At 61.0% G+C, this 23374-nt stretch carries 22 protein-coding genes; 19 read left to right on the top strand and 3 right to left on the bottom strand.

Annotated features, from left to right (window positions below; all coding sequences use genetic code 11):
- Positions 1 to 75: 75 nt before the first annotated feature.
- From LOY43_RS02205 to selO, 3 genes are read left to right on the top strand one after another with little or no spacing between them, the layout of a single operon-like run.
- Positions 76 to 1818 carry a potassium/proton antiporter gene (locus LOY43_RS02205; RefSeq protein WP_034152922.1) on the top strand — a complete coding sequence of 581 codons (1743 nt, stop codon included), beginning with the start codon at positions 76 to 78 and terminating at the stop codon, positions 1816 to 1818.
- A gap of 34 nt (positions 1819 to 1852) precedes the next feature.
- Entirely contained in the window at positions 1853 to 5206 is a 3354-nt protein-coding gene (gene mscK, locus LOY43_RS02200) for a mechanosensitive channel MscK (protein ID WP_095125321.1), read from the top strand.
- Positions 5207 to 5254: 48 nt separating this feature from the next.
- A complete protein-coding gene (selO, locus tag LOY43_RS02195) occupies positions 5255 to 6718 on the top strand; it encodes a protein adenylyltransferase SelO (RefSeq protein ID WP_258709136.1) in 1464 nt (487 codons plus the stop codon).
- Between the two features lie 7 nt (positions 6719 to 6725).
- On the opposite strand, the gene LOY43_RS02190 is transcribed toward selO, so the two are convergent.
- Positions 6726 to 7127: a type II toxin-antitoxin system HigA family antitoxin gene (locus LOY43_RS02190; protein WP_095047236.1), complete on the bottom strand. Its 402-nt coding sequence runs from the start codon at positions 7125 to 7127 to the stop codon at positions 6726 to 6728.
- On the bottom strand, positions 7124 to 7420 hold the full coding sequence (locus tag LOY43_RS02185; protein ID WP_095047235.1) for a type II toxin-antitoxin system HigB family toxin: 297 nt from the start codon (positions 7418 to 7420) through the stop codon (positions 7124 to 7126). The genes LOY43_RS02190 and LOY43_RS02185 overlap by 4 nt, the downstream gene beginning before the upstream one ends.
- A gap of 195 nt (positions 7421 to 7615) precedes the next feature.
- Here LOY43_RS02185 and trxC point away from each other — a divergent pair, with 195 nt between their 5' ends.
- Entirely contained in the window at positions 7616 to 8050 is a 435-nt protein-coding gene (gene trxC / locus LOY43_RS02180; protein ID WP_258709135.1) for a thioredoxin TrxC, read from the top strand.
- Positions 8051 to 8176: 126 nt separating this feature from the next.
- Here trxC and LOY43_RS02175 read toward each other — a convergent pair whose 3' ends face one another.
- The gene (locus tag LOY43_RS02175; protein WP_034152927.1) at positions 8177 to 8947 is read right to left on the bottom strand and encodes a ParA family protein; all 771 of its coding nucleotides are present in this window, start codon (positions 8945 to 8947) and stop codon (positions 8177 to 8179) included.
- Between the two features lie 356 nt (positions 8948 to 9303).
- Here LOY43_RS02175 and LOY43_RS02170 point away from each other — a divergent pair, with 356 nt between their 5' ends.
- From LOY43_RS02170 to LOY43_RS02100, 15 genes are all read left to right on the top strand, one after another.
- Positions 9304 to 10029, top strand: coding sequence for a beta-ketoacyl synthase chain length factor (locus tag LOY43_RS02170; RefSeq protein ID WP_095047233.1), 726 nt, complete (start codon positions 9304 to 9306; stop codon positions 10027 to 10029).
- Positions 10005 to 10817, top strand: coding sequence for a 1-acyl-sn-glycerol-3-phosphate acyltransferase (locus LOY43_RS02165; protein ID WP_095047232.1), 813 nt, complete (start codon positions 10005 to 10007; stop codon positions 10815 to 10817). The genes LOY43_RS02170 and LOY43_RS02165 overlap by 25 nt, the downstream gene beginning before the upstream one ends.
- The gene (locus LOY43_RS02160; RefSeq protein WP_194935841.1) at positions 10795 to 11070 is read left to right on the top strand and encodes a phosphopantetheine-binding protein; all 276 of its coding nucleotides are present in this window, start codon (positions 10795 to 10797) and stop codon (positions 11068 to 11070) included. Before LOY43_RS02165 ends, LOY43_RS02160 begins: the two co-directional genes overlap by 23 nt.
- 9 nt (positions 11071 to 11079) lie before the next feature.
- On the top strand, positions 11080 to 11334 hold the full coding sequence (locus LOY43_RS02155) for an acyl carrier protein (protein ID WP_007909503.1): 255 nt from the start codon (positions 11080 to 11082) through the stop codon (positions 11332 to 11334).
- A complete protein-coding gene (locus tag LOY43_RS02150; RefSeq protein WP_093430103.1) occupies positions 11331 to 11876 on the top strand; it encodes a hypothetical protein in 546 nt (181 codons plus the stop codon). The genes LOY43_RS02155 and LOY43_RS02150 overlap by 4 nt, the downstream gene beginning before the upstream one ends.
- Positions 11873 to 13552 (top strand): acyl-CoA synthetase family protein, encoded by a 1680-nt coding sequence (locus tag LOY43_RS02145; protein ID WP_258709134.1) that lies wholly within the window; start codon positions 11873 to 11875, stop codon positions 13550 to 13552. The genes LOY43_RS02150 and LOY43_RS02145 overlap by 4 nt, the downstream gene beginning before the upstream one ends.
- Positions 13553 to 13629: 77 nt before the next feature.
- Complete coding sequence (locus LOY43_RS02140; protein ID WP_220557426.1) at positions 13630 to 14364, top strand: glycosyltransferase family 2 protein; 735 nt, start codon at positions 13630 to 13632, stop codon at positions 14362 to 14364.
- Positions 14361 to 15308 (top strand): glycosyl transferase, encoded by a 948-nt coding sequence (locus LOY43_RS02135; RefSeq protein WP_095047229.1) that lies wholly within the window; start codon positions 14361 to 14363, stop codon positions 15306 to 15308. Before LOY43_RS02140 ends, LOY43_RS02135 begins: the two co-directional genes overlap by 4 nt.
- Entirely contained in the window at positions 15289 to 16833 is a 1545-nt protein-coding gene (gene hutH / locus LOY43_RS02130; RefSeq protein WP_186621263.1) for a histidine ammonia-lyase, read from the top strand. The genes LOY43_RS02135 and hutH overlap by 20 nt, the downstream gene beginning before the upstream one ends.
- A complete protein-coding gene (locus tag LOY43_RS02125; RefSeq protein ID WP_258709133.1) occupies positions 16826 to 17251 on the top strand; it encodes a thioesterase family protein in 426 nt (141 codons plus the stop codon). The genes hutH and LOY43_RS02125 overlap by 8 nt, the downstream gene beginning before the upstream one ends.
- Positions 17248 to 17850: an outer membrane lipoprotein carrier protein LolA gene (locus tag LOY43_RS02120; RefSeq protein WP_258709132.1), complete on the top strand. Its 603-nt coding sequence runs from the start codon at positions 17248 to 17250 to the stop codon at positions 17848 to 17850. The genes LOY43_RS02125 and LOY43_RS02120 overlap by 4 nt, the downstream gene beginning before the upstream one ends.
- Complete coding sequence (locus LOY43_RS02115; protein ID WP_099757790.1) at positions 17834 to 20173, top strand: MMPL family transporter; 2340 nt, start codon at positions 17834 to 17836, stop codon at positions 20171 to 20173. The genes LOY43_RS02120 and LOY43_RS02115 overlap by 17 nt, the downstream gene beginning before the upstream one ends.
- Positions 20170 to 21333, top strand: a complete 1164-nt coding sequence (locus LOY43_RS02110; RefSeq protein WP_258709131.1) for a sodium:proton antiporter — start codon at positions 20170 to 20172, stop codon at positions 21331 to 21333. The genes LOY43_RS02115 and LOY43_RS02110 overlap by 4 nt, the downstream gene beginning before the upstream one ends.
- Positions 21320 to 22567, top strand: a complete 1248-nt coding sequence (locus LOY43_RS02105; RefSeq protein ID WP_258709130.1) for an NAD(P)/FAD-dependent oxidoreductase — start codon at positions 21320 to 21322, stop codon at positions 22565 to 22567. The genes LOY43_RS02110 and LOY43_RS02105 overlap by 14 nt, the downstream gene beginning before the upstream one ends.
- Positions 22564 to 23289: a class I SAM-dependent methyltransferase gene (locus tag LOY43_RS02100; RefSeq protein ID WP_095047222.1), complete on the top strand. Its 726-nt coding sequence runs from the start codon at positions 22564 to 22566 to the stop codon at positions 23287 to 23289. Before LOY43_RS02105 ends, LOY43_RS02100 begins: the two co-directional genes overlap by 4 nt.
- Positions 23290 to 23374: the final 85 nt, after the last annotated feature.

Here is a 23374-nt window from a genome sequence, read left to right as displayed (position 1 = left end):
CAACAGGTTAGAATCGCTGGCACGCAGACTGCATGGTCAGTTTGTGCCCGTTTTTACGCTTCTGGAGTACTGCCTTTGAATGCGACGACCATCAACAGCCTGTTCTTGATCGGCGCGTTGCTGGTAGGCGCAAGCATTCTCGTCAGCTCGCTTTCTTCCCGTCTCGGCATCCCGATTCTGGTCATCATCCTCGCTGTCGGCATGGCCGCCGGGGTCGATGGCGGCGGGATCATCTTCGATAACTACCCGACGGCCTATCTGGTCGGCAACCTCGCCCTGGCGGTGATCCTCCTCGACGGCGGTTTGCGCACGCGGGTGTCGAGTTTCCGCGTGGCGTTATGGCCGGCGTTGTCGCTGGCCACGGTCGGGGTGTTGATCACCACCGGGCTGACCGGCATGGCCGCTGCCTGGCTGTTCGATCTCAATCTGATTCAAGGCTTGTTGATCGGTGCCATCGTTGGCTCGACGGACGCCGCAGCGGTGTTCTCGCTGCTCGGCGGCAAAGGCCTGAACGAACGGGTGACGGCCAGCCTGGAAATCGAATCCGGCAGCAACGACCCGATGGCGGTGTTTCTCACCGTGACCCTGATCGACATGCTCGCCAGCGGCCAGACCGGTTTGCACTGGAGCCTCCTGACCCACCTGATCCGCGAGTTCGGCATCGGTGGTGTGATCGGCCTGGGCGGTGGCTGGCTGATGCTGCAACTGGTCAATCGAATCAACCTCGCTGCCGGTCTGTATCCGATTCTGGTGATCGCTGGCGGTCTGGTGGTATTCGCCCTGACCAACGCCCTGCATGGCAGCGGCTTCCTTGCCGTTTACCTGTGCGGTCTGGTGATCGGTAACCGCCCGGTGCGCAGCCGTCACGGCATTCTGCACATGCTCGACGGCATGGCGTGGCTGGCGCAGATCGGCATGTTCCTGGTGCTGGGGCTGCTGGTGACGCCGCATGATTTGCTGCCGATCGCCTTGCCCGCTCTCGGTCTGGCGCTGTGGATGATTCTGTTTGCGCGACCGCTGTCGGTGATGGTCGGCCTGCTGCCGTTCAAAGCGTTCCATGGGCGTGAAAAAGCCTTTATTTCCTGGGTTGGCCTGCGCGGCGCGGTGCCGATCATTCTCGCGGTGTTCCCGCTGATGGCCGGGCTGCCGAATGCGCAGCTGTACTTCAACCTCGCCTTCTTCATCGTGCTGGTGTCGCTGCTAGTGCAGGGCACGAGCCTGCCATGGGTCGCCAAGCTATTGAAGGTGACCGTGCCGCCAGAGCCGGCGCCGATTTCTCGCGCAGCGCTGGAAGTCCACGTCACCAGCGAGTGGGAGCTGTTCGTGTACAAGCTGGGCGCGGAGAAATGGTGCATCGGTTCGCCCCTGCGCGAACTGAAAATGCCCGAAGGTACACGTATCGCTGCGCTGTTTCGTGGCCAGCAACTGCTCCATCCGTCGGGTAGTACAGTGCTGGAAGTCGATGATCTACTGTGCGTTATCGGCCATGAACACAACCTTGGCGCCCTCGGAAAACTGTTCAGCCAGGCACCGCAACGCGGCCTCGATCTGCGCTTCTTCGGTGATTTCGTGCTTGAAGGAGACGCCCAGCTTAAAGCGGTTGCAGCGCTCTATGGCCTACCCGCCGACGGTATTGATCCGGACATGACCCTGGGCGCGTTCATTGCCCACAAGGTCGGTGGTGCACCGATCGTTGGTGACCAAGTGGAGTGGAACAACACTCACTGGACGGTTGCGGTCATGGACGGGAACAAGATCGGCAAAGTGGGCGTCAGATTCCCCGAAGGAAGTCGCCCGGGCCCCGGGCTCTTCCTCTAAACTGCGTCCACTATCACTTGTTTGACCGGTCTCTATGCCTACCCTGCGCTCCTTTTTCGTCGCGGCCCTGCTGGGCCTGAGTCTCACTGTCGGCCCGCTTTACGCCGCCGAACCGCCCTCCAGCGACGCCGTGCAGGCCAGCCTGGACAAACTCGCCGACAGCAAACTGCCGGATGCCGATAAGAAGGCCCTGCAGACCGTCCTGCAGAACACGCTCAATCAGCTGAACAATCAGCGTGATTACGAACAGAAACTGATCGATCTCAAGCAGCAACTGGCGACCGCCCCCAAGCAGACCATTGAAAACACTCGCGAGCTGGCCCGCCTCAAAGCCAACGCCGTGGTGTCGGTGGCGCAGCGTTTTCCCAAGGAGTCGATTCAGCAACTGGAGCAAATCCTCACCGATCGCTCGACTCAGCAAAGTGACCTGCAGAAAGCCCTCGCCGACGCTAACAGCCTGATCATCACTGCGCAGACTCGCCCCGAGCGCGCGCAAGCGGAGATATCCGCCAGCCAGACGCGCATCCAGCAGATCAACAACATCCTCAAATCCGGCAAGGACGCGGGTAAAACCGTCACCGCTGAGCAGCGCGACCAGTTGAACGCCGAACTGGCGGCGCTGAATGCGCTGATCCCGCTGCGTCGTCAGGAGCTGGCCGGCAATAGCCAGCTGCAGGATCTGGGCAATGCTCAGCATGACTTGCTTTCGGAGAAGTCCGATCGCCTCGACCGCGAGATCCAGGAACTGCAAACCCTGATCAACCAGAAGCGTCTGGCGCAGTCGCAGGAAACCGTTACCCAACAGTCGATCGAAGCGCAGAAGGCCGGTAGCAGCAGTCTGCTGGCCATCGAAAGCACGGCGAATCTCAAGCTCTCCGACTACCTGCTCAAAAGCACTGACCGCCTCAACGAAGTCACCCAGCAGAATCTGCAGACTAAACAACAGCTCGACAGCTTGACCCAGAGCGATTCAGCGCTGGACGAGCAGATCAGCGTGCTCAAGGGCAGCCTGCTGCTGTCGAAGATTCTCTACAAACAGAAACAAGCCCTGCCACGTCTCAAAGTCGACCGCGATCTGGCGGATCAGATCGCCGACATTCGCCTGTGGCAATTCGACGTCAGCCAGCAGCGTGAGCAACTGAGCAATCCGGCCGCCTATGTCGACAACCTGCTATCGACGCAGCCGCCGGAGCAGGTCACCCCGCAATTGCGCAAAAACCTGCTGGATCTGGCCAACACCCGCGCCGATCTGCTGGAGCGGCTGAACCGCGAACTGAGCGCCATGCTCAACGAGTCGATCACCCTGCAACTCAATCAGAAACAACTGCTGAGCACCGCGCAGGGTCTGCGTGCGACGCTCGATGAGCAGATGTTCTGGATTCCAAGCAACAAGCCGCTGGATCTGGAATGGATGCGCGCGGTGCCGGAGCGCCTGAAACGCCAGGTCGACACCTTGCCATGGGCATCCAGCCTCAGTGAACTGACTGACGGCCTGACTCAGCGACCGTTGTTGTTCCTGCCCTTGGCCTTGTTGATCGGCGCCCTGCTGTGGCGGCGCAAGAATCTGTACGCGCGGCTTAACAAGGTTCACCAGGACATCGGTCACTTCAAGCGTGACAGCCAATGGCACACCCCGCAGGCGATCCTGATCAATATTCTGCTGGCGATGCCGGTGGCGCTGGGCCTGGCACTCTGCGGTCTGGCGTTGCAAATCGATGCCCGTGGACAGAACGCCAATATGGGCGCGGCTTTGCTGCAAATGGGTCAGGCGTGGCTGGTGTTCTACACCGCTTACCGGATTCTGGCGCCGGGCGGCGTGGCGGAACTGCACTTCCGTTGGGAAAAGCCGCAGGTCGAGTTCCTGCAAGGCTGGATCCGTCGACTAGGCCTGGTGGTCATGGCGCTGGTGACCATTGTTGCCGTCGCCGAATTGCAGCCGGCCGCACTGGCAGACGACGTGCTCGGCATGCCGGTGGTGCTGACCTGCTATGCCCTGATGGCCTGGCTGCTCAGCCGCCTGCTGATCAGCAGCCCGGCCCACGAAAACACTTCGCTGTTCCGCAAAGCCGTCGGCGTGATGTTCACCCTGCTGCCGATCGCGTTGTTCGTGGCGGTGTGCTTCGGCTACTACTACACCGCGCTGAAGCTCAGCGACCGCTTGATCAACACCCTGTACCTGCTGATGTTCTGGCTGGTGATCGAAGCCACCTTCGTGCGCGGCCTGAGCGTTGCCGCGCGACGTCTGGCCTACCAGCGTGCCCTGGCCAAACGGCAGGCGGCGAAAGAGGCCGGCGACGGCGAAGCGGTGATCGAAGAGCCGACGCTGGACATCGAAAAGGTCAACGAACAGTCCCTGCGCCTGATCCGTCTGGCGCTGCTCGGCGGCTTCATCGCGGCGCTGTACTGGGTCTGGTCGGATCTGATTTCGGTGTTCTCCTACCTCGACAACATCACTCTCTACGAATACACCAGCGGCACCGGTGCCAACATGAGCATGGTGCCGATCAGCATCGGCGACATGCTCGGCGCGCTGATCATCATCGGCATCACCTTCGCCCTCGCGCGCAACTTGCCCGGTCTACTCGAAGTGTTTGTGCTGTCCAAGCTCAATCTCGCTCAGGGCAGTGCCTACGCGACCACCACGTTGCTGTCGTATGTGATCGCCGGTGTCGGTTTCGTCTCGACCCTGTCGACCCTCGGCGTGAGTTGGGACAAGTTGCAATGGCTGGTGGCGGCGCTGTCGGTGGGCCTCGGTTTCGGTATGCAGGAGATCTTTGCGAACTTCATCTCCGGCATCATGATTCTGTTCGAACGCCCGGTGCGAATCGGTGACACCATCACCATCGGCAACCTGTCGGGCACGGTGAGCAAGATCCGCATCCGCGCCACGACCATCACCGACTTCGACCGCAAGGACATCATTGTCCCGAACAAGACGTTCATCACCGGGCAACTGATCAACTGGTCGCTGACCGACACCATCACCCGCGTCACGCTAAAACTCGGCGTCGATTACGGCTCGGACCTGGATCTGGTCAAGGAACTGCTGCTCAAGGCTGCCCGCGAGAACCCGCGTGTGCTCAAGGAACCCGAGCCGCACGTGTACTTCCTCAACTTCGGCGAAAGCACTCTCGACCACGAACTGCGCATGCACGTGCGCGACCTCGGTGACCGCAACCCGGTGCTCGATGAGGTCAACCGCTTCATCAACCGCGAGTTCAAGAAGCAGCACATCAACATCTCGTTCCGCCAGATGGAGGTTTACCTGAAGAACCTTCACGGTCAGGAATACAAGATGGTGCCGATCGAGCCGGAAACCAAAACCATCGTGCCGATCGCCGACGATCAGAAACCGCTGCAAGAGCCGCCGCCGGCCAAACTCGACTAACCGGCCTATACCCAGCAGAATGCTCGGACATTCTGCTGGAGCCGGCCCTTGAAAGCCCTCGACGAACTGACCTTCGACAATCGCTTCGCCCGCCTGGGCGATGCCTTCTCCGCCCACGTGCTGCCCGAGCCGATCGACAATCCGCGTCTGGTCGTCGCCAGCCCGGCGGCACTGGCTTTGCTCGATCTCGACCCGGCGACCGCCGAAACCCAAGAGTTTGCTGAACTGTTCGGCGGCCACAAGCTGTGGGCCGATGCCGAACCGCGGGCGATGGTCTACTCCGGGCATCAGTTCGGTGGCTACACGCCGCAACTGGGTGATGGCCGGGGTTTGCTGCTGGGTGAGGTGTACAACACGGCCGGCGAGCACTGGGACTTGCACCTGAAGGGCGCCGGGCAGACGCCGTTTTCGCGCATGGGCGATGGCCGTGCGGTGCTGCGTTCGTCAATCCGCGAATTCCTTGCCTCCGAAGCCTTGTTCGCGTTGAACATTCCTTCTTCGCGCGCGGCCTGCGTGATCGGCTCCGACACCCCAGTCTGGCGCGAAAAGCAGGAGCGCGCGGCGATGGTGCTGCGCCTGGCGCCGAGCCACATCCGCTTTGGCCACTTTGAATACTTCTATTACACCAAACGCCCCGAGCAGCAAAAGCAGCTCGGCGAGCACGTGTTGGCCATGCACTTCCCCGAGTGCCTGGAGCAACCGGAACCGTATCTGGCGATGTTCCGTGAAATCGTCGAGCGCAACGCCGAGCTGATCGCCAAATGGCAGGCTTACGGCTTCTGCCACGGCGTAATGAACACCGACAACATGTCGATCCTCGGCATCACCTTCGACTTCGGCCCGTTCGCCTTTCTCGACGATTTCGACGCCAACTTCATCTGCAACCATTCGGATGATCAGGGCCGTTACTCGTTCAGCAATCAGGTGCCGGTCGGCCAGTGGAACCTAAGTGCGTTGGCTCAAGCGTTGACGCCGTTCATCAGCGTTGAAGCCCTGCGCGAAACTCTCGGTTTGTACTTGCCACTGTTTCAGGCGCACTACCTCGACCTGATGCGCCGCCGTTTAGGCCTCACCACAGCTGAAGATGACGACCAAACGCTGCTGGAAAACCTGCTGCAATTGATGCAGAACAGCGGCGTTGATTACACGCTGTTCTTCCGCCGACTCGGTGCAGAGTCCGCCGTAGAAGCCGTCGCCCGTTTGCGCGACGATTTCGTCGACATCAAGGGCTTTGACGCCTGGGGCGAACGCTACATCGCCCGCGTTGCCCGCGATGGCGACGCCGATCAGGAACAGCGCCGCACCCGCATGCACGCGGTCAATCCGCTGTACATCCTGCGCAACTATCTGGCGCAAAAGGCCATCGATGCGGCAGAGCAAGGGGATTACTCGGAGGTACGCCGGCTGCATGCAGTGCTGAGCAAACCGTTTGAAGAGCAGCCGGGGATGGAGGCTTATGCCGAGCGGCCACCGGAGTGGGGCAAGCATTTGGAGATCAGTTGTTCGTCTTGAACCAGCATCAGGTAAACACATCGATTGGCACATTGAAGCGCTCTGCCAACCAACGAATCTGGCGCAAGTTAAGCTTGCGCTTGCCGTTCAAAATCTCCGAAACAACCGACTGAGTACCAACACCCGGCAAGTCGCTCTGAGTCAGGCCGTGCTCACGCATCATGTAACCGAGAACCTCTTCGCCACTTGCCTGGGCCATGGGGTGATGGGTGTGATCCCATTCTTCGATCCAGTCACCGATGATGTCGACCAAGCTCATCAACGGGTGCGACTCATCATCGCCGGTAATTTCCAGCAGTTCGTCGACTGCCAATACCAAAGCATCGTAGTCGTCTTCGTTTTTCGGTTTCCGAACCACTGGAGAGACAAATTCCCAGTGCTCGACAACCGTTTTAATCAAAGCATTCATACCCTACCCTCCTTCCATTTACCGCGGTCATATTCGCGGTGATCCATCACATGCTTTATGTAGAGTCTCTGAGAGCGGTAACTGACAAAAGCAATCAGTCTCAATTTATTGCCACCGATATCGAAGACATGAAACTCGCCAACCTTGTCGGTCGCAGGAAATATCGATTTCATCGCAGAAAAATCCTTTGGATAAATTCTGCTCGCCAAACGAAACCACTGCGCCAGAGCACTTGCTGCTTGTGGCCATTGCTCCTTGGCCTGTCGAATGGGTTTTTCACTGAACACATGCATGCAACATCCTTATCGCATTCTGCTATGGGGAGTTAATCACAAACCAAAAATATCGCAAGTTGCGATAACACTAGGCAGACCAATGGATTGGCCTGCTGCGTCTTCAGCCTAGGCACAACGCGAGAGCCTGCACGATTGAAAATATGAGCAAACGTCTCCAACTAGGTGTTATCAGCTCAATTCCGGATTTCGCTCATGACCACCCCACTCCTCATCCCCTGCCCCTCCTGCAACGGCCTCAACCGCATCCCCGCCGAGCGCCTCGCGGATCAGCCCAAGTGCGGACGCTGCAAATCCGCCGTGCTGCTGAAAAAACCCTTCGAACTCAAGCAAGGCGATTACGCCAGTCAGATCAAGGGTGATCTGCCGTTGCTGGTGGATGTCTGGGCGGACTGGTGTGGGCCGTGCAAGTCGTTTGCGCCGGTGTTCGAGCAGGCGGCGGCGCAGCTGGCCGGCAAGTGCCGCTTGGCCAAGCTTGATAGCGAGGCCAATCAACAGTTGTCGGCGCAGTTGGGGATTCGCTCGATTCCGAGTCTGATTCTTTTCAGTAACGGCCGGGAAGTGGCGCGGCAGAGTGGTGCGTTGCCGTTGCCGCAGTTGATGGCGTGGCTGCGTAGCCAAGGCATCTGACACACCGTAAAGCAATGTAGGAGTGAGCCTGCTCGCGATAGCGTCCTGTCAGCCAACACTTGAGTGACTGAAAGGGTGCTATCGCGAGCAGGCTCACTCCTACAGGGTTCTGCGTAGCTCAGAAGATCAGTGATCTTCGAGCAAGTTGTGCAGTTCGACGAATTGCTGGGTCAGCTTATGGCGCGGGTCGAGGTGGATCAGCGGCATGCTGGCCTGATGCGATTCGCGCATGCGCACCGAACTGGTCAGGTACACCGGCAGCACCGGTAGACCTTCGGCAATCAGCTCATCGAGAATCTGCTGCGGCAGGCTCGCCCGGGCTTGGAACTGGTTGACCACAATGCCTTCGACTTCCAGGCCTTCGTTGTGGTCGTCCTTCAACTCCTCGATCTCCGCGATCAGGCCGTACAGCGCCTGACGGGAAAAGCTGTCGCAATCGAAAGGGATCAGCACGCGATCCGCAGCAATCAACGCCGATACCGCATAAAAATTCAGCGCCGGCGGCGTATCAAGATAAATCCGGTCGTAATCCTCGGACAGCTCATCGAGCAACTTCCGTAGTTTGTTGATCTTGTGTTTGGCCTCGAGCTTGGGCTGCAGGTCGGCCAGCTCGGCGGTGGCGGTAATGATGTGGAGGTTATCGAACGGCGTTTCGTAGATGTCCGCCTGATTCTTCTTCGAGAACGGCCCGGAAGACAGGGTCTGCTTGAAGAAGTCGGCAATACCCATCGGAATGTCGTCGCCGGTGAGCCCGGTCAGATACTGAGTGGAGTTGGCCTGGGCATCGAGATCGACCAACAACGTGCGATAACCCTCGCTGGCGCTGACCGCCGCCAGATTGCAGGCAATGCTGGACTTGCCTACCCCACCTTTCTGATTGAACACCACGCGCCGCATGACAAAACCTCCGTGTATCAAAGAATGACCGAGTGTAGATGCGCGCGACCTCGCTTCGCTACCTTCATGGACATGGACTACAGAGTCAGGTGCAAATATCCGCGGACGAATAGGGCAATCGCCGCCATTGATCGCCGAGATTCCCGACAGACAAGCCGCTCACGATCTGGATAATGGCCAAGTGACAGTTTTCTTGCGAACCACTCGGTACATTTCGTTGCGCAAAATGTAACCAGCATTTGCTACACACCCGTCGCACCGGGATAATGCGCGCCACCCGGCGCCATGCGCCACGTCAAGCCTGCTGCGGCTCTGGCCACTCAACGCGTCAACAAATGCCCGCAGGGGCGGGATGAATGTCCGTGATCAACTTCAACATCGCCCAATGGCGCGCGTGGGCTCCCGGGCTCGACAGCGTGGACGCCTGGCAGGCCTGGAGCCGACAACCGGTCGTACTCCAGCGCAGCGATGCCGCGCCCGATGTGTCGTTTTTGCCGGCCATGCAGCGCCGCCGCCTCAGTCGTCTGGCACGCATGGCGTTCAGCGTTGGCTGGCCCCTGGCCGACGGGCGGGACAGCCTGCCGCTGGTGTTCGTCTCGCGCCACGGTGAAACCCCACGGACTTACGACATCCTCAGTGATCTGGCGACCGAACAGCCGCTGTCGCCGACCCAGTTCAGCCTGTCCGTACATAACGCGATCATCGGTCTGTGGTCGATCATGCGTGGCGAAACCAGTGAGATGACCGCCCTCGCCGCGGCCGGCGACGGCCTTGAGCACGGCATGCTCGAAGCAGCGGCGCTACTCAATGAAGGCGCCCCGGCGGTGCTGTTGGTAATCACCGAAGAACAACCGCCCGAAGCCTATTCAGCGTGGATCGATGACGTGCCGTTTCCCTACGCACTCGGCCTTTTGCTCACCCCCGGTACCGACTGGCGGCTGACCCTGAACAGCACCACAGAAACACGGTCAAAAGCTCACTGGCCCCACGCGCTCAATCTGTTGCAAACCCTGCTCGGCCAGCAAACCCATTGCCAACATGCCTGGAAAAATCGTGTATGGACCTGGCAACGCAACCCGTGACCGAAAAAAACCGCGATGCCTATTACTGGCGCCTGCTGGCCACCGCCGCAAGCTTCGCCCTGTTCGGGCTTGGCGGGCTGTGCCTGCGTGTGCTGGTGTTTCCGCTGTTGGCTTGCCTGCCCGGTGACGCCGTTGCGCATCGCCAACGCGCGCGGCAGACCGTCAGCCGGCTGTTCTGGTTTTTCGTCCGGTTCATGGCCCGCACCGGTGTGCTGACCTATGACATTCAGGGCGCCGAACGTCTCGGGCGACCCGGACAGATGATCATCGCCAATCACCCGTCGCTGATCGACGTGGTGTTCCTCATCGGTCTGGTGCGCCAGGCCAATTGCGTGGTGAAGAAAAGCCTGTGGGAAAACCCCTTCACCCGTGGCCCGTTGCGCAGCACTGAATACATCAGCAACGACGGCAGCATGGACATGCTCGATGCTGCCGCCCAATCCCTGCAAAACGGCCAGACCCTGATCATTTTCCCGGAAGGCACGCGCACCCAGCCCGGTCAGGCGCCGGCCTTTCATCGGGGCGCTGCGGCGATTGCCCTGCGCGGTGCGAAAATCCTCACGCCGGTGATTATCAAGGTCAGCCCGACCACGTTGACCAAAGCCGAACCCTGGTACCGGATCCCCAGCCGCCGCGTGCACTTCAGTTTTCGCGTCGGGGCCGATATAGACCCACAAGCCTTCGCCGCGCAAGGCCCTGCACCACAAGCCTCGCGCAAGCTCAACGATTATTTGCACTCATATTTTATTAAGGAGCTCGCCGAAGATGAGCGATCTGAACACCCCTAGCCTGGTGCGTGACATCAAACTGCTGATCATCGACGCCCTCGGCCTCGAAGACATCAGCGTCGACGACATCGGCGACGAGCAAACGCTGTTCGGCGAAGGCCTGGGCCTGGATTCCGTCGACGCGCTGGAACTGGGTCTGGCCATCCAGAAAAAATACGGCATCAAGATCGATGCCGACGCCAAAGACACCCGTAACCATTTCACCAACGTGGCCAGCCTTGCGGCGTTCGTCACGGCAAAACAGGCAGCTTGAGACCGGACCATGCAAACTCGTGACGATATTTTCAACACCCTGCGCGATGCCTTGGTCGAGCTGTTCGAACTGGATCCGGCCCGTGTGAGCCTGGAATCCAACCTGTATCAGGATCTGGAAATCGACAGCATCGACGCGGTCGATCTGATCGATCACATCAAGCGCCAGACCGGCAAGAAAATCGCCGCCGAAGAGTTCAAATCGGTGCGTACCGTCGGCGACGTGGTCGAGGCGGTCTACCGTCTGGTTCAACCGGCCGCATGAGCCGATTGATCGGCCTCGGCCTGCTGCTGGCCGGTCTGCTGTACCCCTTTGCGGTGTATTTCGGCATGGAGCATTTTGCCCCGTGGCAGTTCGGTCTGCTGCTGGGCAGCCTGTGGCTGGCGCGAGCGCTGACCGGTGAACGTAAACCCGGCAGCCTGTGGATGGCCTGTGTGGCGATCGCCTTTTGCCTGCTGCTGGCGCTGTTCGACAGTCCGCTGTTGCTGCGTTGGTACCCGGTGCTGATCAGCGGCTTCATGCTGGTGCTGTTCAGCCTGAGCCTGAAATACGGCCCGCCGATGGTGGAGCGCCTGGCGCGCTTGCGTGAGCCAGAACTACCGGATATTGCGATTCGCTATACGCGCAAGGTCACCGTGGCCTGGAGCGTGTTTTTCTTCTGCAACGGTTTATGCGCCGCCCTGCTGACCCTGTGGGCGCCGCTGAATTGGTGGATGTTGTACACCGGCCTGATCTCCTATGGATTGATCGGCCTGATGTTTGCCATTGAATGGCTGATACGACAACGGGTAAGAGGCCGTACATGAACTGGATAAAACTTGAGCAGCTGTTGCTCAAGCCTGTGCCGGCGCGGGCCATCAGCCACGCACCGGCCCTCGAACATGCGCAACTGTGCGAGCAGGCGCTGAGCGTTGCCGCCGGTCTGCAAGCGCAAGGCGTGAAACGTCTGGCTGTGCACCTGGAAGATGCCGCCGAACTGGCCATCGCATTGCTAGGTGCATGGCGTGCAGGTGTGAGTGTTCTGCTGCCCTCGGACCTGCAAGCGCAAACCCGCCAGCGCTGGTCGGCTGAGGTCGATCTGTGGCTGACGGATCAAGCCGATGACGCGCAACTGAGCGACGTTCAGCAGCCGCCGCTAGCAGGCGCCGCACTGGACCTCGACCAGTGCCGCCTGAGCCTGTGCACGTCCGGCTCCAGCGGCGAGCCCAAGCGCATCGACAAAACCCTGCGCCAACTGGCCAACGAGGTCGAAGCACTGGAACAGTTGTGGGGCGCGGATCTCGGTGAGGCCTGCATCATCGGCAGCGTCGCCACCCAGCATATTTACGGTTTGCTGTTTCGCGTGCTGTGGCCGCTGTGTGCCGGGCGCCCGTTTGTGCGCAAGCAACTGGCGTTCCCCGAAGACTTGCAGCGTGCCAGCCGCGAACATCCAGCCTTTGCGTGGGTGGCCAGCCCGGCGTTACTCAAACGCATGGGCGACAACCTCGACTGGCCGGCCCTGAGCGCCGTGCGCCGGGTGTTTTCCTCCGGCGGTGCGTTGCCGGTCGAAGCTGCGCAAAGTCTGCAGCAACGCTTGCAGCAATGGCCGACGGAAATCCTTGGCAGCTCGGAAACCGGCGGCATTGCCTGGCGTCAGGGCCAACTACTGTGGCAACCGTTCGCCGGTGTCCAACTGAGCCAGGACAGCGACGGCGCCCTGCTGATCGCCTCACCTTACTTGCCTGCCGGGCACGTCGAGCACACCGCTGACGCCGCGCGCATCGGCATCGATGGCCGCTTCGAACTGCTCGGACGGCTGGACCGGATCGTCAAACTGGAAGAAAAACGCATCTCGCTGCCCATGCTTGAGCAAGCCTTGGTTGACCACGACTGGGTCGCCGAAGCGCGCTTGGGCGTGGTCCAGGAAAATCGCGCCTCTCTCGGTGCTCTACTGGTGCTCAGCGAGGCCGGCCTGTTTGCCTTGCGTGAGCACGGTCGCCGCAGCCTGACCGAAACCCTGCGCCAGCATTTGCGCCAACACTGTGAAGCCCTGGCTTTACCGCGACGTTGGCGGCTGGTGCGGCAATTACCGTTGAACAGCCAAGGCAAACTGCCGCAGGCCGATATCGAAGCGCTGCTGATGGCCCCGCGAGCGAAAGCGCCGGAAGTGCTGTCGCAGGTCGAGACCGAGGGTGAATGGAGTCTGCAACTGAGTGTGCCGCCGGACCTGGCTTATTTCAGTGGTCACTTCCCTAAAGCCCCGGTATTGCCCGGCGTGGTGCAGGTGGAATGGGCACTGAACCTCGGTCGCCAACTGCTCAATCTGACCGGTCCGTTTGCCGGGATGGAAGTGCTGAAGTTCCAGCAATTGGTGCGGCCTGGGGATGAAATTCAGCTGCACCTGCGCTTTGATCCTGAGCGCGGCAAATTGTATTTCGCTTATCGCAATGACACGGCGACCTGTTCCAGTGGGCGGATTCTTTTGGGTGTAGAGCATGGTTGACCTTGGTGAGTGCTGCGCACTCAATCGCGAGCAGGCTCACTCCTACAGGGATCGCGGTCTTCCAGTGGAGAAAACGTATGCATAACCCTTGCGCCGTGATCCCGGTCTACAACCACGAAACTGCGATCGGCACCGTGGTCGACGCCCTGCTCGCGCAAGGCCTGCCGTGCATTCTGGTGGACGACGCCAGCACGCTCTCTTGTGCCAGAGTGCTCGACGCACTGGCCGAGCGCGACAACGTGCATCTGGTACGCCTGACCGCGAATCAGGGCAAGGGCGGCGCGGTAATGACCGGTTTGCGCGAAGCCTCGCTGTTGGGCTTCAGCCATGCGCTACAGGTTGATGCCGACGGCCAGCACGACTTGCACGATGTGGAGCGTTTTGTCGCCGAGTCCCGTGCCCATCCCGAGGCGATGATCTGCGGTTATCCGCTGTTCGACGACAGCGTGCCGAAAGGTCGTTTGTACGCGCGCTACCTGACCCACGTGATGGTCTGGATCAACACGCTGTCGCTGCAGATCCGCGATTCAATGTGTGGTTTCCGTGTCTATCCGCTCGCCCCGACGCTGGCGGTGATTGATTCGGCGAAAGTCGGCAAGCGCATGGATTTCGACTCGGACATTCTCGTGCGCCTGTCGTGGCGCAATCAGCCGATGCGCTGGCTGCAAACCAGCGTGCATTATCCGCTGGACGGTGTGTCGCACTTCCGTCTGTTCCATGACAACGCACTGATTTCCAGCATGCACACACGGCTGTTTCTCGGCATGTTGCTGCGCTTCCCGGTGATCCTCTGGCGGCGGTGGCGAACATGACCGGCGAAGCCGACAAAAAGCACTGGGCTGACCGCGAAGAGCGCGGCAGCTTCCTGCTGATGAAATTCACCGCGTTCGCCGCCAAGGTCCTGGGCCGACGCCTGCTCAGCCCGTTGCTGTACGGCATCGTCCTGTACTTCTTCCTGTTTGGCCGCACCGCGCGACACAGCGCCTGGCAATACCAGCAACGCCTGGCCGCATGGAGTCAGCGCGACGTGTTGCGCCCGACGCATTGGCGGGTGTTCGGCCAGTTCATGGCATTCGCCGATTCGATGCTCGACAAGCTCGACGTGTGGAACGGCAAACTGCGTATCGAACAAATCGAAATCATCGACCCGGCGCTGCTGCGCAATCAGCTGCGCGGCAGTCGCGGACAACTGCTGGTCGGCGCGCACCTGGGCAATCTGGAAGTCTGTCGCGCACTGGCGGAGATCGGCGAAAAGGTCACCATGAACGTGCTGGTACACACCAAGCACGCCGAGCAATTCAACCGTTTGCTGGGCGAGGCCGGGGCGACCAATCTGCGCCTGATTCAGGTCAGCGAACTCGACCCGGTGATCATGCTGCAACTGCACGAACGCCTGGAGCGCGGTGAGTGGCTGGCGATTGCCGGCGACCGCGTGCCGCTGCATGGCGGGCGCAGTGTGACCGTCGATTTCCTCGGCCATCCGGCGCCGTTCCCGCAAGGGCCGTGGCTGCTCGCCGGCCTGCTCAAATGCCCGGTCAACCTGTTGATGTGCCTCAAGCAACCGGACGGCCACTATCGCCTGACTCTCGAGCCCTTCGCCGATGCCGTGGTGTGGAAGCGCAGCGAGCGCGAGCAGGTCATTCATCAGTGGGCCACCCGCTATGCGCAGCGCCTGAGTCACTATTGCCTCGAAGCGCCGCAACAATGGTTCAACTTTTACCCTTTCTGGAAGACCGATGACGACGCCAACCCATGAGCCGGTAACCTTCGGCGAACGCCCTTTGCGCATCGAAGACGTGCTGGCCCTGGCCAACCGTCAGGCGCCCGTGCAATTGCAGAGCGACGCCGACTATCGCGAGCGCATCGCCAAGGGCGCGCGGTTCCTCGATTCGCTGCTGGACAAGGAAGGCGTGATCTACGGCGTGACCACCGGTTACGGCGATTCCTGCGTGGTCGCGGTGCCGCTGCATCACGTAGAGGCCCTGCCGCGTCACCTCTACACCTTCCACGGTTGCGGGCTGGGTAAACTGCTCGACGCGCAAGCCACCCGCGCGGTGTTGGCGGCGCGTTTGCAGTCGTTGTGCCATGGCGTCTCCGGGGTGCGCGTGGAGTTGCTGGAGCGTCTGCACGCGTTCCTCGAATACGACATCCTGCCGCTGATCCCTGAAGAAGGCTCGGTCGGCGCCAGCGGTGATCTGACGCCGCTGTCCTACGTCGCTGCAACGCTGTCCGGTGAACGTGAAGTAATGTTCCGTAGCGAACGTCGCCAGTCTGCCGATGTGCATCGTGAACTCGGCTGGACACCGCTGGTACTGCGCCCGAAAGAAGCGCTGGCGCTGATGAACGGCACCGCCGTAATGACCGGTCTCGCCTGCCTCGCTTTCGCCCGTGCCGACTATCTGTTGCAACTGGCCACGCGCATCACCGCGCTCAATGTGGTCGCGCTGCAAGGCAATCCGGAGCACTTCGACGAACGTCTGTTCGCCGCCAAACCACATCCAGGGCAAATGCAGGTCGCCGCGTGGCTGCGCAAGGATCTGGCGATCGACGCGCCGACCGCGCCGCTGCATCGCCTGCAGGATCGCTACTCGCTGCGCTGCGCCCCGCACGTGCTCGGCGTATTGGCCGATAGCCTGAACTGGCTGCGTTCATTCATCGAAACCGAACTGAACAGCGCCAACGACAACCCGATCATCGACGCAGAAGCCGAACGCGTGCTGCACGGCGGGCATTTCTACGGCGGGCATATCGCGTTCGCCATGGACAGCCTGAAAAATCTGGTGGCAAACGTCGCCGATCTGCTCGATCGGCAACTCGCCTTGCTGGTGGATGAGCGTTACAACCACGGTCTGCCAAGCAACCTCTCCGGTGCTCCGGCGGATCGCGCAATGATCAACCATGGCTTCAAAGCCGTGCAGATCGGCACCAGCGCATGGACCGCCGAAGCGCTGAAAAACACCATGCCGGCCAGCGTGTTCTCGCGCTCCACCGAGTGCCACAACCAGGACAAAGTCAGCATGGGCACCATCGCCGCCCGCGATGCGATCCGTGTGCTGGAGCTGACCGAACAAGTCGCTGCCGCCACCCTGCTCGCCGCCAACCAAGGCGTGTGGCTGCGCGCTCAGGCCGAAGACGCGCGACCGTTGCCGCCATCGCTGGCGGCGATGCACGTAGAACTGGCCAAGGATTTCCCGCCGGTGATCGAAGACCGCGCCCTGGAAGGCGAGCTGCGTCTGTGCCTGCAACGCATCGCCGCGCAACACTGGAGGCTGCATGCGTAGCGCCGGAGTGCTTCACGCCGACACGGTAATCCTCGTACCGTTTTTCGACGTCGACACCATGCACGTCGTCTGGCACGGCCATTACGTCAAATACCTCGAAGTGGCGCGTTGCGCGCTGCTCGACAAGATCGGCCACAACTACACGCACATGGTCGAGGCCGGTTATGCCTGGCCGATCATCGACCTGCAACTGCGCTATGTGCGCGGCGCGGTGTTCGGTCAGCGCCTGAATGTGCGCGCCAGTCTGGTCGAATGGGAAAACCGTCTGAAGATCAATTACCTGATCACCGACCTGCACAGCGGCGAACGCCTCACCCGTGCCAGCTCGGTGCAGGTTGCCGTCGAAGTGAGCAGCCGCGAGATGCAACTGGCTTCACCGAAGGTCTTCACCGATGCCGTGGAAAGGATGCTGCGATGAATGTTTTTGTTAAAGGCTTGAGTGTACTGGCGCTGCTGGTGATGTCCTCTCTGGCCAACGCCTTCGACCTGCTACAACTGAGCGAGCAACTGGCGAAACCGGACGTGATCCACGGTCAGTTCATTCAGGAAAAACACCTGCGTGCATTACCGCAGCCGCTGATCAGCAAGGGCAGTTTTGTTCTGGCGAAAAACCACGGCCTGCTCTGGCTGCTGAAGACCCCGCTGCAACAGGACTACCGCATCACCGCCAAGGGCATCGCCCGGCGTGACGGCAACGGCTGGCAACTGCTGCCGAACAAGAGCGCCGGGGCCGAGCAGAACCGCTTGTTCCTCGCCGTGCTGCAAGGCGACAGCAGCGGCCTGCAACGCGACTTCGAACTGGCCCTGAGCGGCGACGCACAGCAGTGGAAACTCACGCTGACCCCGCGCTCGCTGCTGCTCAAGCAAGTATTCAACCAGATCAATATCGACGGCGGCACGCTGGTGCAGACCATCGAACTGCTGGAAACCCAGGGCGACAGCACGGTGCTGCGCATGCAGGACAGCACCGCCGGGCAACCGTTGAACGACGCGGAGCAACATGACTTTGCCGAGTGAACGCAGGCTGCCCTGGCTGTTTCTGATTCTGCTGCTGGCGGTCGTCGCTCTGGCCGGTTGGCAGTGGCGTGACGGTGCGCCATTGTCGGCGAACCTGATGGAACTGGTGCCCGGCACCCACCCCGACGCCCTCGAACAGCGCGCCGAGCAGCGTATGCAGGAACCGCTCAATCGCGAAATGCTGGTGCTGGTCGGCCACGCCGACCGCCAGCTAGCGGTGGCCATGGCGCAGACGCTAGGCGAGCAATGGCAGGCCAGCGGGTTGTTCGAAAAGGTGCAGTGGAACCTGCAAGCAGACCTGCCAGCGCTGCGCACACAACTGCTGCAAGGGCGACTGGCGATGCTCTCGGCGGATGACCGGCAACTGCTGATCGAACACCCAGACGCATTCATTCAACAACGCGTGCAGGCCCTGTTCGATCCGTTCAGCGGTTTCAGTCTGGTGCCGAGTCAGGATGACTGGCTGGGCCTGACCGGGCGCATTCAGAACAGCCAGCCGCAGCACGGTTCGGTGCAACTGGACATCGGCAGCGGCGCGTTGATTGCCGATGCGGACGGCAAGAGCTGGGTGCTGCTGCGTGCACGCACCACCGGCAATGCTTTCGACATGGACCTGCCGCTGCAAGTCGCGGCATTGCTGCAAGCCAGCCGCGAGCAGGCGGCGAAATCCGACGTGCAATTGCTGGCCGCCAGCGGCTTGCTCTACGCGGCCAATGGTCAGCAGCAAGCCACGCGCGAAATGACCTGGGTCGGTGGTGGTGCGACGGTGGGCATTCTCTTGCTGCTGTTGCTCGCTTTCCGCCGCTGGCGCGTGTTGCTGGCGTTCGTGCCGGTGCTGGTCGGCATGTTGTTCGGTGCGGTGGCGTGTGTGGCGCTGTTCGGCCACATGCATGTGATGACGCTGGTGCTCGGCTCTAGCCTGATCGGCGTGGCCGTGGATTATCCGCTGCACTATTTGTCGAAGAGTTGGAGCCTGAAGCCTTGGCGCAGTTGGCCGGCGTTGCGTTTGACGCTGTCCGGGCTGACCCTGAGCCTGATCACCAGCGCCATCGGTTATCTGGCACTGGCGTGGACGCCGTTCCCGGCGTTGACGCAAATCGCGGTGTTCTCCGCCGCTGGCTTGCTCGGCGCCTATTTGTCGGCGGTGTGCCTGTTGCCGGCGTTGCTGAAAAACGTCGAACTACGCCCCGCGCAATGGCCGCTGCATCTGGCCGAGCGCATGGTCAACCTGCGCGAAAAACTCCTCGAACGCGTACGCACGCCGGTGTTGCTGGCACTACTGATCGCCTTCTGTGTGGGCGGTCTGGTGCAGCTGCAAAGCAAGAATGACATCCGCCAATGGGTCGGCGCACCACAACATCTGACCGACGAAGCGCAGGCCATCGCGCGCATCACCGGCTATCAGCCGACCAGCCAGTTTTTCCTCGTGCGCGCCGACAATCAGCAGCAATTGCTCGAGCGTCAGGCCGCGCTGAGCGAGCGTCTGGAGCAACTGGTCAACCTCGACAAGCTGCAAGGCTATCTGGCCCTCGATCGACTGGTCAGCCCACCGAACCAGCAAGAACAGGTACGTCAGGCACTGAACAAACTGCCGCAATACTGGCAGCCACTGCTCGACCTCGGCGTACCGCTCGCCGCGCTGCAAACCGAACTACAGCAATTGCAGGCCGTGCCCGCCGAAGACATCGACGCGGCACTGGCCGGTCCCCTTGGTGAGCCTTATCGCACGCTCTGGCTTGGCCCCAGCGAAGACGGCGTAGCGGCAATGACCAGTCTGCAAGGCCTGAACAACCCGGCACTGTTGCGCGTGCAGGCGCTGGATTTGCCGGGGGTGACGCTGGTCGATCGCCTCGGTGAGTTGAATGAAGTCTTTGCGGCGACGCAAATCAGCGCCGCAGAACTGAAACTCGCCTCCTGCGCACTGATCGTGCTGGTGCTGATGCTGCCCTTTGGTCTCGGCGGCGCGCTGCGCATTGTCGCCCTGCCTCTGCTCGCTGCGCTGTGCAGCCTGGCCAGCCTTGGCTGGCTTGGTCAGCCGCTGACCCTGTTTAGCCTGTTCGGCTTGCTGCTAGTGACGGCGATCAGCGTTGATTACGCGATTCTCATGCGTGAACAAGTCGGCGGCGCGGCGGTGAGCCTGCTCGGCACCCTGCTGGCGGCTGTGACGACGTGGCTGTCGTTCGGTTTGCTGGCGGTTTCCAGCACGCCGGCGGTGAGCAACTTCGGTCTGTCGGTGAGCCTCGGTCTGGCGTTCAGCTTCATGCTCGCACCGTGGGCGGGGCGTCACGAACACACCGCGACAGTCGTGGAGCCGGCAGCATGATGGTCGTCGCCTTCTGGTTCATGGCCCTGGCGTTGTTCGCCGTGGCCACTCGCATCGGGCGCCACTTCGGTCTGATTCCGATTGTCAGTCAGTTGCTGCTGGCGAGCTTCGGCTTGCCGCTGCTGATGTACTTCTGGATCGAACCGGGCTGGCAGCTCAGTGGCGCGCAACTGATTGCGCCTGACTGGCTGAAAAACCTCTACAGCCTGAGTTTTGCCCTGCTGCTCGGGCATATCCTCAGTGATGTGATCGATCTGAAACTCGATCGCCAGAGCGTGAAAATCGCTGTGCCGAGTTTCCTCGTGCCGTTTGCCTGTGGCCTGGCCGCTGCCTATTGGCTGCTGCCGGCGCAACCGTGGCTCAACTCGCTGGCCATCGGCCTGGTGTTCGCGATTACCGCGATCCCGGTGCTGTACCTGTATCTGCGCCACATCGATTATCCGCCCGCCGCCACTCGCCGGTTGGTGCAGACCGCGATCCTCATCGATCTGACCTGCTGGACGTTGTTCGGCCTCGCCCAGGGCAGTCTGCATCTGAGCAGTCTGCTGCTGCCGCTGGCTCTCGCCCTTGTGCCGTTGCTGTTGCATCTGTTGCGTGCGCGTCGACCGCTGACCTACAGCCTCGGTTTCTTTGCGCTGTTGGTAATGGCCGAGCACTACAAACTCAACGCGCTGATCTTCGGCATCGGCTACCTGCTATGCATGGCCGCGCTGAAAGTGCCGCTGGTGCTGCCATTACCGGCGCGCTGGATGAGCCGTTTGCAGACGTGGCTGGCGATCCCGCTGATCCTGACGTTCGGCATCGTCCAGATCGACGTGCACAGTGCCCTCGCAAGCCTTGGTCCGCTGCAATGGGCGGCGCTGTTGCTGTTGCCGATTGCCAGTAAACTGCTCGGCAACTGGCTCGGCCTCGGCTGGGCCGGCGCCTCGTTCGAAGGCGCCAGCCGCTGGCGCGAAAGTGTGCTGCTGAATATTCGCGGCCTGAGCGAAATCGTCTTTCTCAATTTGTTGTTGCAACAACAGCTCATCACCCCGGCGCTGTACTTCGCGCTGATGCTGATGGGCCTGATCGCGACGCTGCTACCGGCCCTGATCGGCCTGCATCGCGCGCCATTGAATCTGCAACATCCTTTGCCCCGGAGCTCACGTGCCAATCGTTGAAATGGAATCCCGTCAGGTCGTGATCATCGGCGCCGGTCCCTCCGGCGCCATCGCTGCGGCGTTGCTCAAGCGCAAGGGCCACGATGTGCTGGTGATCGAGCGCCAGCATTTTCCGCGCTTTTCGATCGGTGAAAGCCTGCTCAGCCATTGCCTGGATTTCGTCGAAGAAGCCGGCATGCTCGACGCCGTCAATGCCGCCGGATTCCAGCGCAAGACCGGCGCCGCATTCGCCTGGCGCGAGCGTTACAGCGCCTTCGATTTCGGTGACACCTTTACCGGCGGCAAACCGACCACGTTTCAGGTGCAACGCGCCGATTTCGACAAACTGCTGGCCGATCAAGCGGCGCTGCAAGGCGCGGAAATCCGCTACGGCGATGCCATCGTCAGCGTCGATTTCGACCGGACGAAACCGCACCTCGACGTGCGCCGTGAGGACGGCAGCGACTATCGCGTCGAAGCGGATTTCGTCCTTGATGCCAGCGGCTACGGCCGCGTGTTGTCGCGGCTGCTGGATCTGGAAGCGCCGTCGAACTTCCCGGTGCGCCAAGCGGTGTTCACCCACGTCGAAGATCACATCGACAACCCGGCGTTCGACCGCGAAAAAATCCTCGTCACCACCCATCCAGAGCATCGCGATGTCTGGTTCTGGACGATCCCGTTCAGTAATGGACGCTGTTCGGTGGGCGTGGTCGCCGCCGAGGAACATTTCAAGGGTCGCGACAACGATCTGGATGCCTGTCTGCGCAGCTTCATCGCCGAAACCCCGAGCCTTGCCGGCGTTCTGAACAATGCTGTGTGGGACACCCCCGCACGCACGCTCGGCGGTTACGCCGCCAATGTGAAATCCCTGCACGGGCCGGGCTTCGCCTTGCTCGGCAACGCGGCAGAATTTCTCGACCCGGTGTTCTCCTCCGGCGTGACCATCGCCATGCGCTCGGCGAGCATGGCGGCAGCGGTTTTGCACCGTCAGTTGCAGGGCGAAACCGTCGACTGGCAAAGCGAATTCGCTGAGCCGCTCAAGCGCGGCGTCGACACCTTCCGCTGCTACGTCGAGGGCTGGTACGCCGGCACCTTTCAGGACGTGATTTTTTATGAAGACAGCCAGGCGGAAATCCGTCGGATGATCTGTTCGATCCTCGCCGGCTACGCCTGGGATGAACGCAACCCGTTCGTCAGCGAAGCCCGCCGCCGCTTGAAGATGATTTCCGAACTCTGTGCAAAGGACGCCACATGAACTACTTGAGCGACAGCTACGTCGAGGAAACCCGCTTCGGTTTCTGGTTCCTGCGCAGCCACACCTGGCAGCACCATGTGTTGCGGGTGGCGATCAATGATTTGCGCGGTTTGTTCAGTGAAGCACTGCCGCAGAACCCGGTACTGCTGGACGCCGGTTGTGGCCAGGGCAAGTCGTTCGCTCATCTGCGCCAGACCTTTGCGCCACAGCGTTTGATCGGTGTTGATGCCGATCCGCACAGCCTGGAGTTGAGCGCTGAAGAAGCGACGCGTCTGGGCCTCGATGTAGAGCTGATCGGCAGTGATTGCGCGACGCTCAATGTGCCGGACGCCAGTGTTGATCTGCTGTTCTGCCATCAGACTTTTCATCATCTGGTCGAGCAGGAAAAAGCCCTCGCCGAGTTTTATCGAGTGCTGAAACCGGGTGGCTATCTGCTGTTCGCCGAATCCACCGAGGCTTACATTGATACGTGGGTGATCCGCTGGTTGTTCCGTCATCCGATGCACGTGCAAAAGAGTGCGGCGCAGTATCTGCAGATGATTCGTGGGCAGGGTTTCGAGTTTGCCGGGAAGAATGTCTCGTACCCGTATCTGTGGTGGAGCCGGTCGAAGGATTTCGGTTTGCTGGAGCGGTTTGGCTTACGCAAACCCAAGCCGTTCGGGCAGCGTGAGGAAACGCTGGTCAACGTGGTAGCGCGCAAGCCGCTGCAAGGTACTTTCTGATGCAAAGCTATCGACCTGCACACCCGAAACCCTGTGGGAGCTGGCTTGCCAGCGATAGCGGTGTGTCAGTCAACAAAAATGCTCG

It is taken from the genome of Pseudomonas sp. B21-041 (assembly GCF_024748675.1).
Taxonomy (GTDB): Bacteria; Pseudomonadota; Gammaproteobacteria; order Pseudomonadales; family Pseudomonadaceae; genus Aquipseudomonas; species Aquipseudomonas neuropathica.
The sequence above is the reverse complement of the archived record's forward strand: the minus strand, read 5'-3'. Positions and strand labels throughout refer to the sequence as shown.

Coding starts and splice junctions, on each gene's coding strand:
- LOY43_RS02190 (WP_095047236.1), bottom strand. CDS start 7,127: ATGAATGCTTTGATTAAAACGGTTGTCGAGCACTGGGAATTTGTCTCT.
- LOY43_RS02100 (WP_095047222.1), top strand. CDS start 22,564: ATGAACTACTTGAGCGACAGCTACGTCGAGGAAACCCGCTTCGGTTTC.
- LOY43_RS02115 (WP_099757790.1), top strand. CDS start 17,834: ATGACTTTGCCGAGTGAACGCAGGCTGCCCTGGCTGTTTCTGATTCTG.
- LOY43_RS02150 (WP_093430103.1), top strand. CDS start 11,331: ATGAGCCGATTGATCGGCCTCGGCCTGCTGCTGGCCGGTCTGCTGTAC.
- LOY43_RS02140 (WP_220557426.1), top strand. CDS start 13,630: ATGCATAACCCTTGCGCCGTGATCCCGGTCTACAACCACGAAACTGCG.
- LOY43_RS02135 (WP_095047229.1), top strand. CDS start 14,361: ATGACCGGCGAAGCCGACAAAAAGCACTGGGCTGACCGCGAAGAGCGC.
- LOY43_RS02170 (WP_095047233.1), top strand. CDS start 9,304: ATGTCCGTGATCAACTTCAACATCGCCCAATGGCGCGCGTGGGCTCCC.
- mscK (WP_095125321.1), top strand. CDS start 1,853: ATGCCTACCCTGCGCTCCTTTTTCGTCGCGGCCCTGCTGGGCCTGAGT.
- LOY43_RS02160 (WP_194935841.1), top strand. CDS start 10,795: ATGAGCGATCTGAACACCCCTAGCCTGGTGCGTGACATCAAACTGCTG.
- trxC (WP_258709135.1), top strand. CDS start 7,616: ATGACCACCCCACTCCTCATCCCCTGCCCCTCCTGCAACGGCCTCAAC.
- LOY43_RS02185 (WP_095047235.1), bottom strand. CDS start 7,420: ATGCATGTGTTCAGTGAAAAACCCATTCGACAGGCCAAGGAGCAATGG.
- LOY43_RS02165 (WP_095047232.1), top strand. CDS start 10,005: ATGGACCTGGCAACGCAACCCGTGACCGAAAAAAACCGCGATGCCTAT.
- LOY43_RS02125 (WP_258709133.1), top strand. CDS start 16,826: ATGCGTAGCGCCGGAGTGCTTCACGCCGACACGGTAATCCTCGTACCG.
- LOY43_RS02155 (WP_007909503.1), top strand. CDS start 11,080: ATGCAAACTCGTGACGATATTTTCAACACCCTGCGCGATGCCTTGGTC.
- LOY43_RS02145 (WP_258709134.1), top strand. CDS start 11,873: ATGAACTGGATAAAACTTGAGCAGCTGTTGCTCAAGCCTGTGCCGGCG.
- LOY43_RS02175 (WP_034152927.1), bottom strand. CDS start 8,947: ATGCGGCGCGTGGTGTTCAATCAGAAAGGTGGGGTAGGCAAGTCCAGC.
- LOY43_RS02110 (WP_258709131.1), top strand. CDS start 20,170: ATGATGGTCGTCGCCTTCTGGTTCATGGCCCTGGCGTTGTTCGCCGTG.
- hutH (WP_186621263.1), top strand. CDS start 15,289: ATGACGACGCCAACCCATGAGCCGGTAACCTTCGGCGAACGCCCTTTG.
- LOY43_RS02120 (WP_258709132.1), top strand. CDS start 17,248: ATGAATGTTTTTGTTAAAGGCTTGAGTGTACTGGCGCTGCTGGTGATG.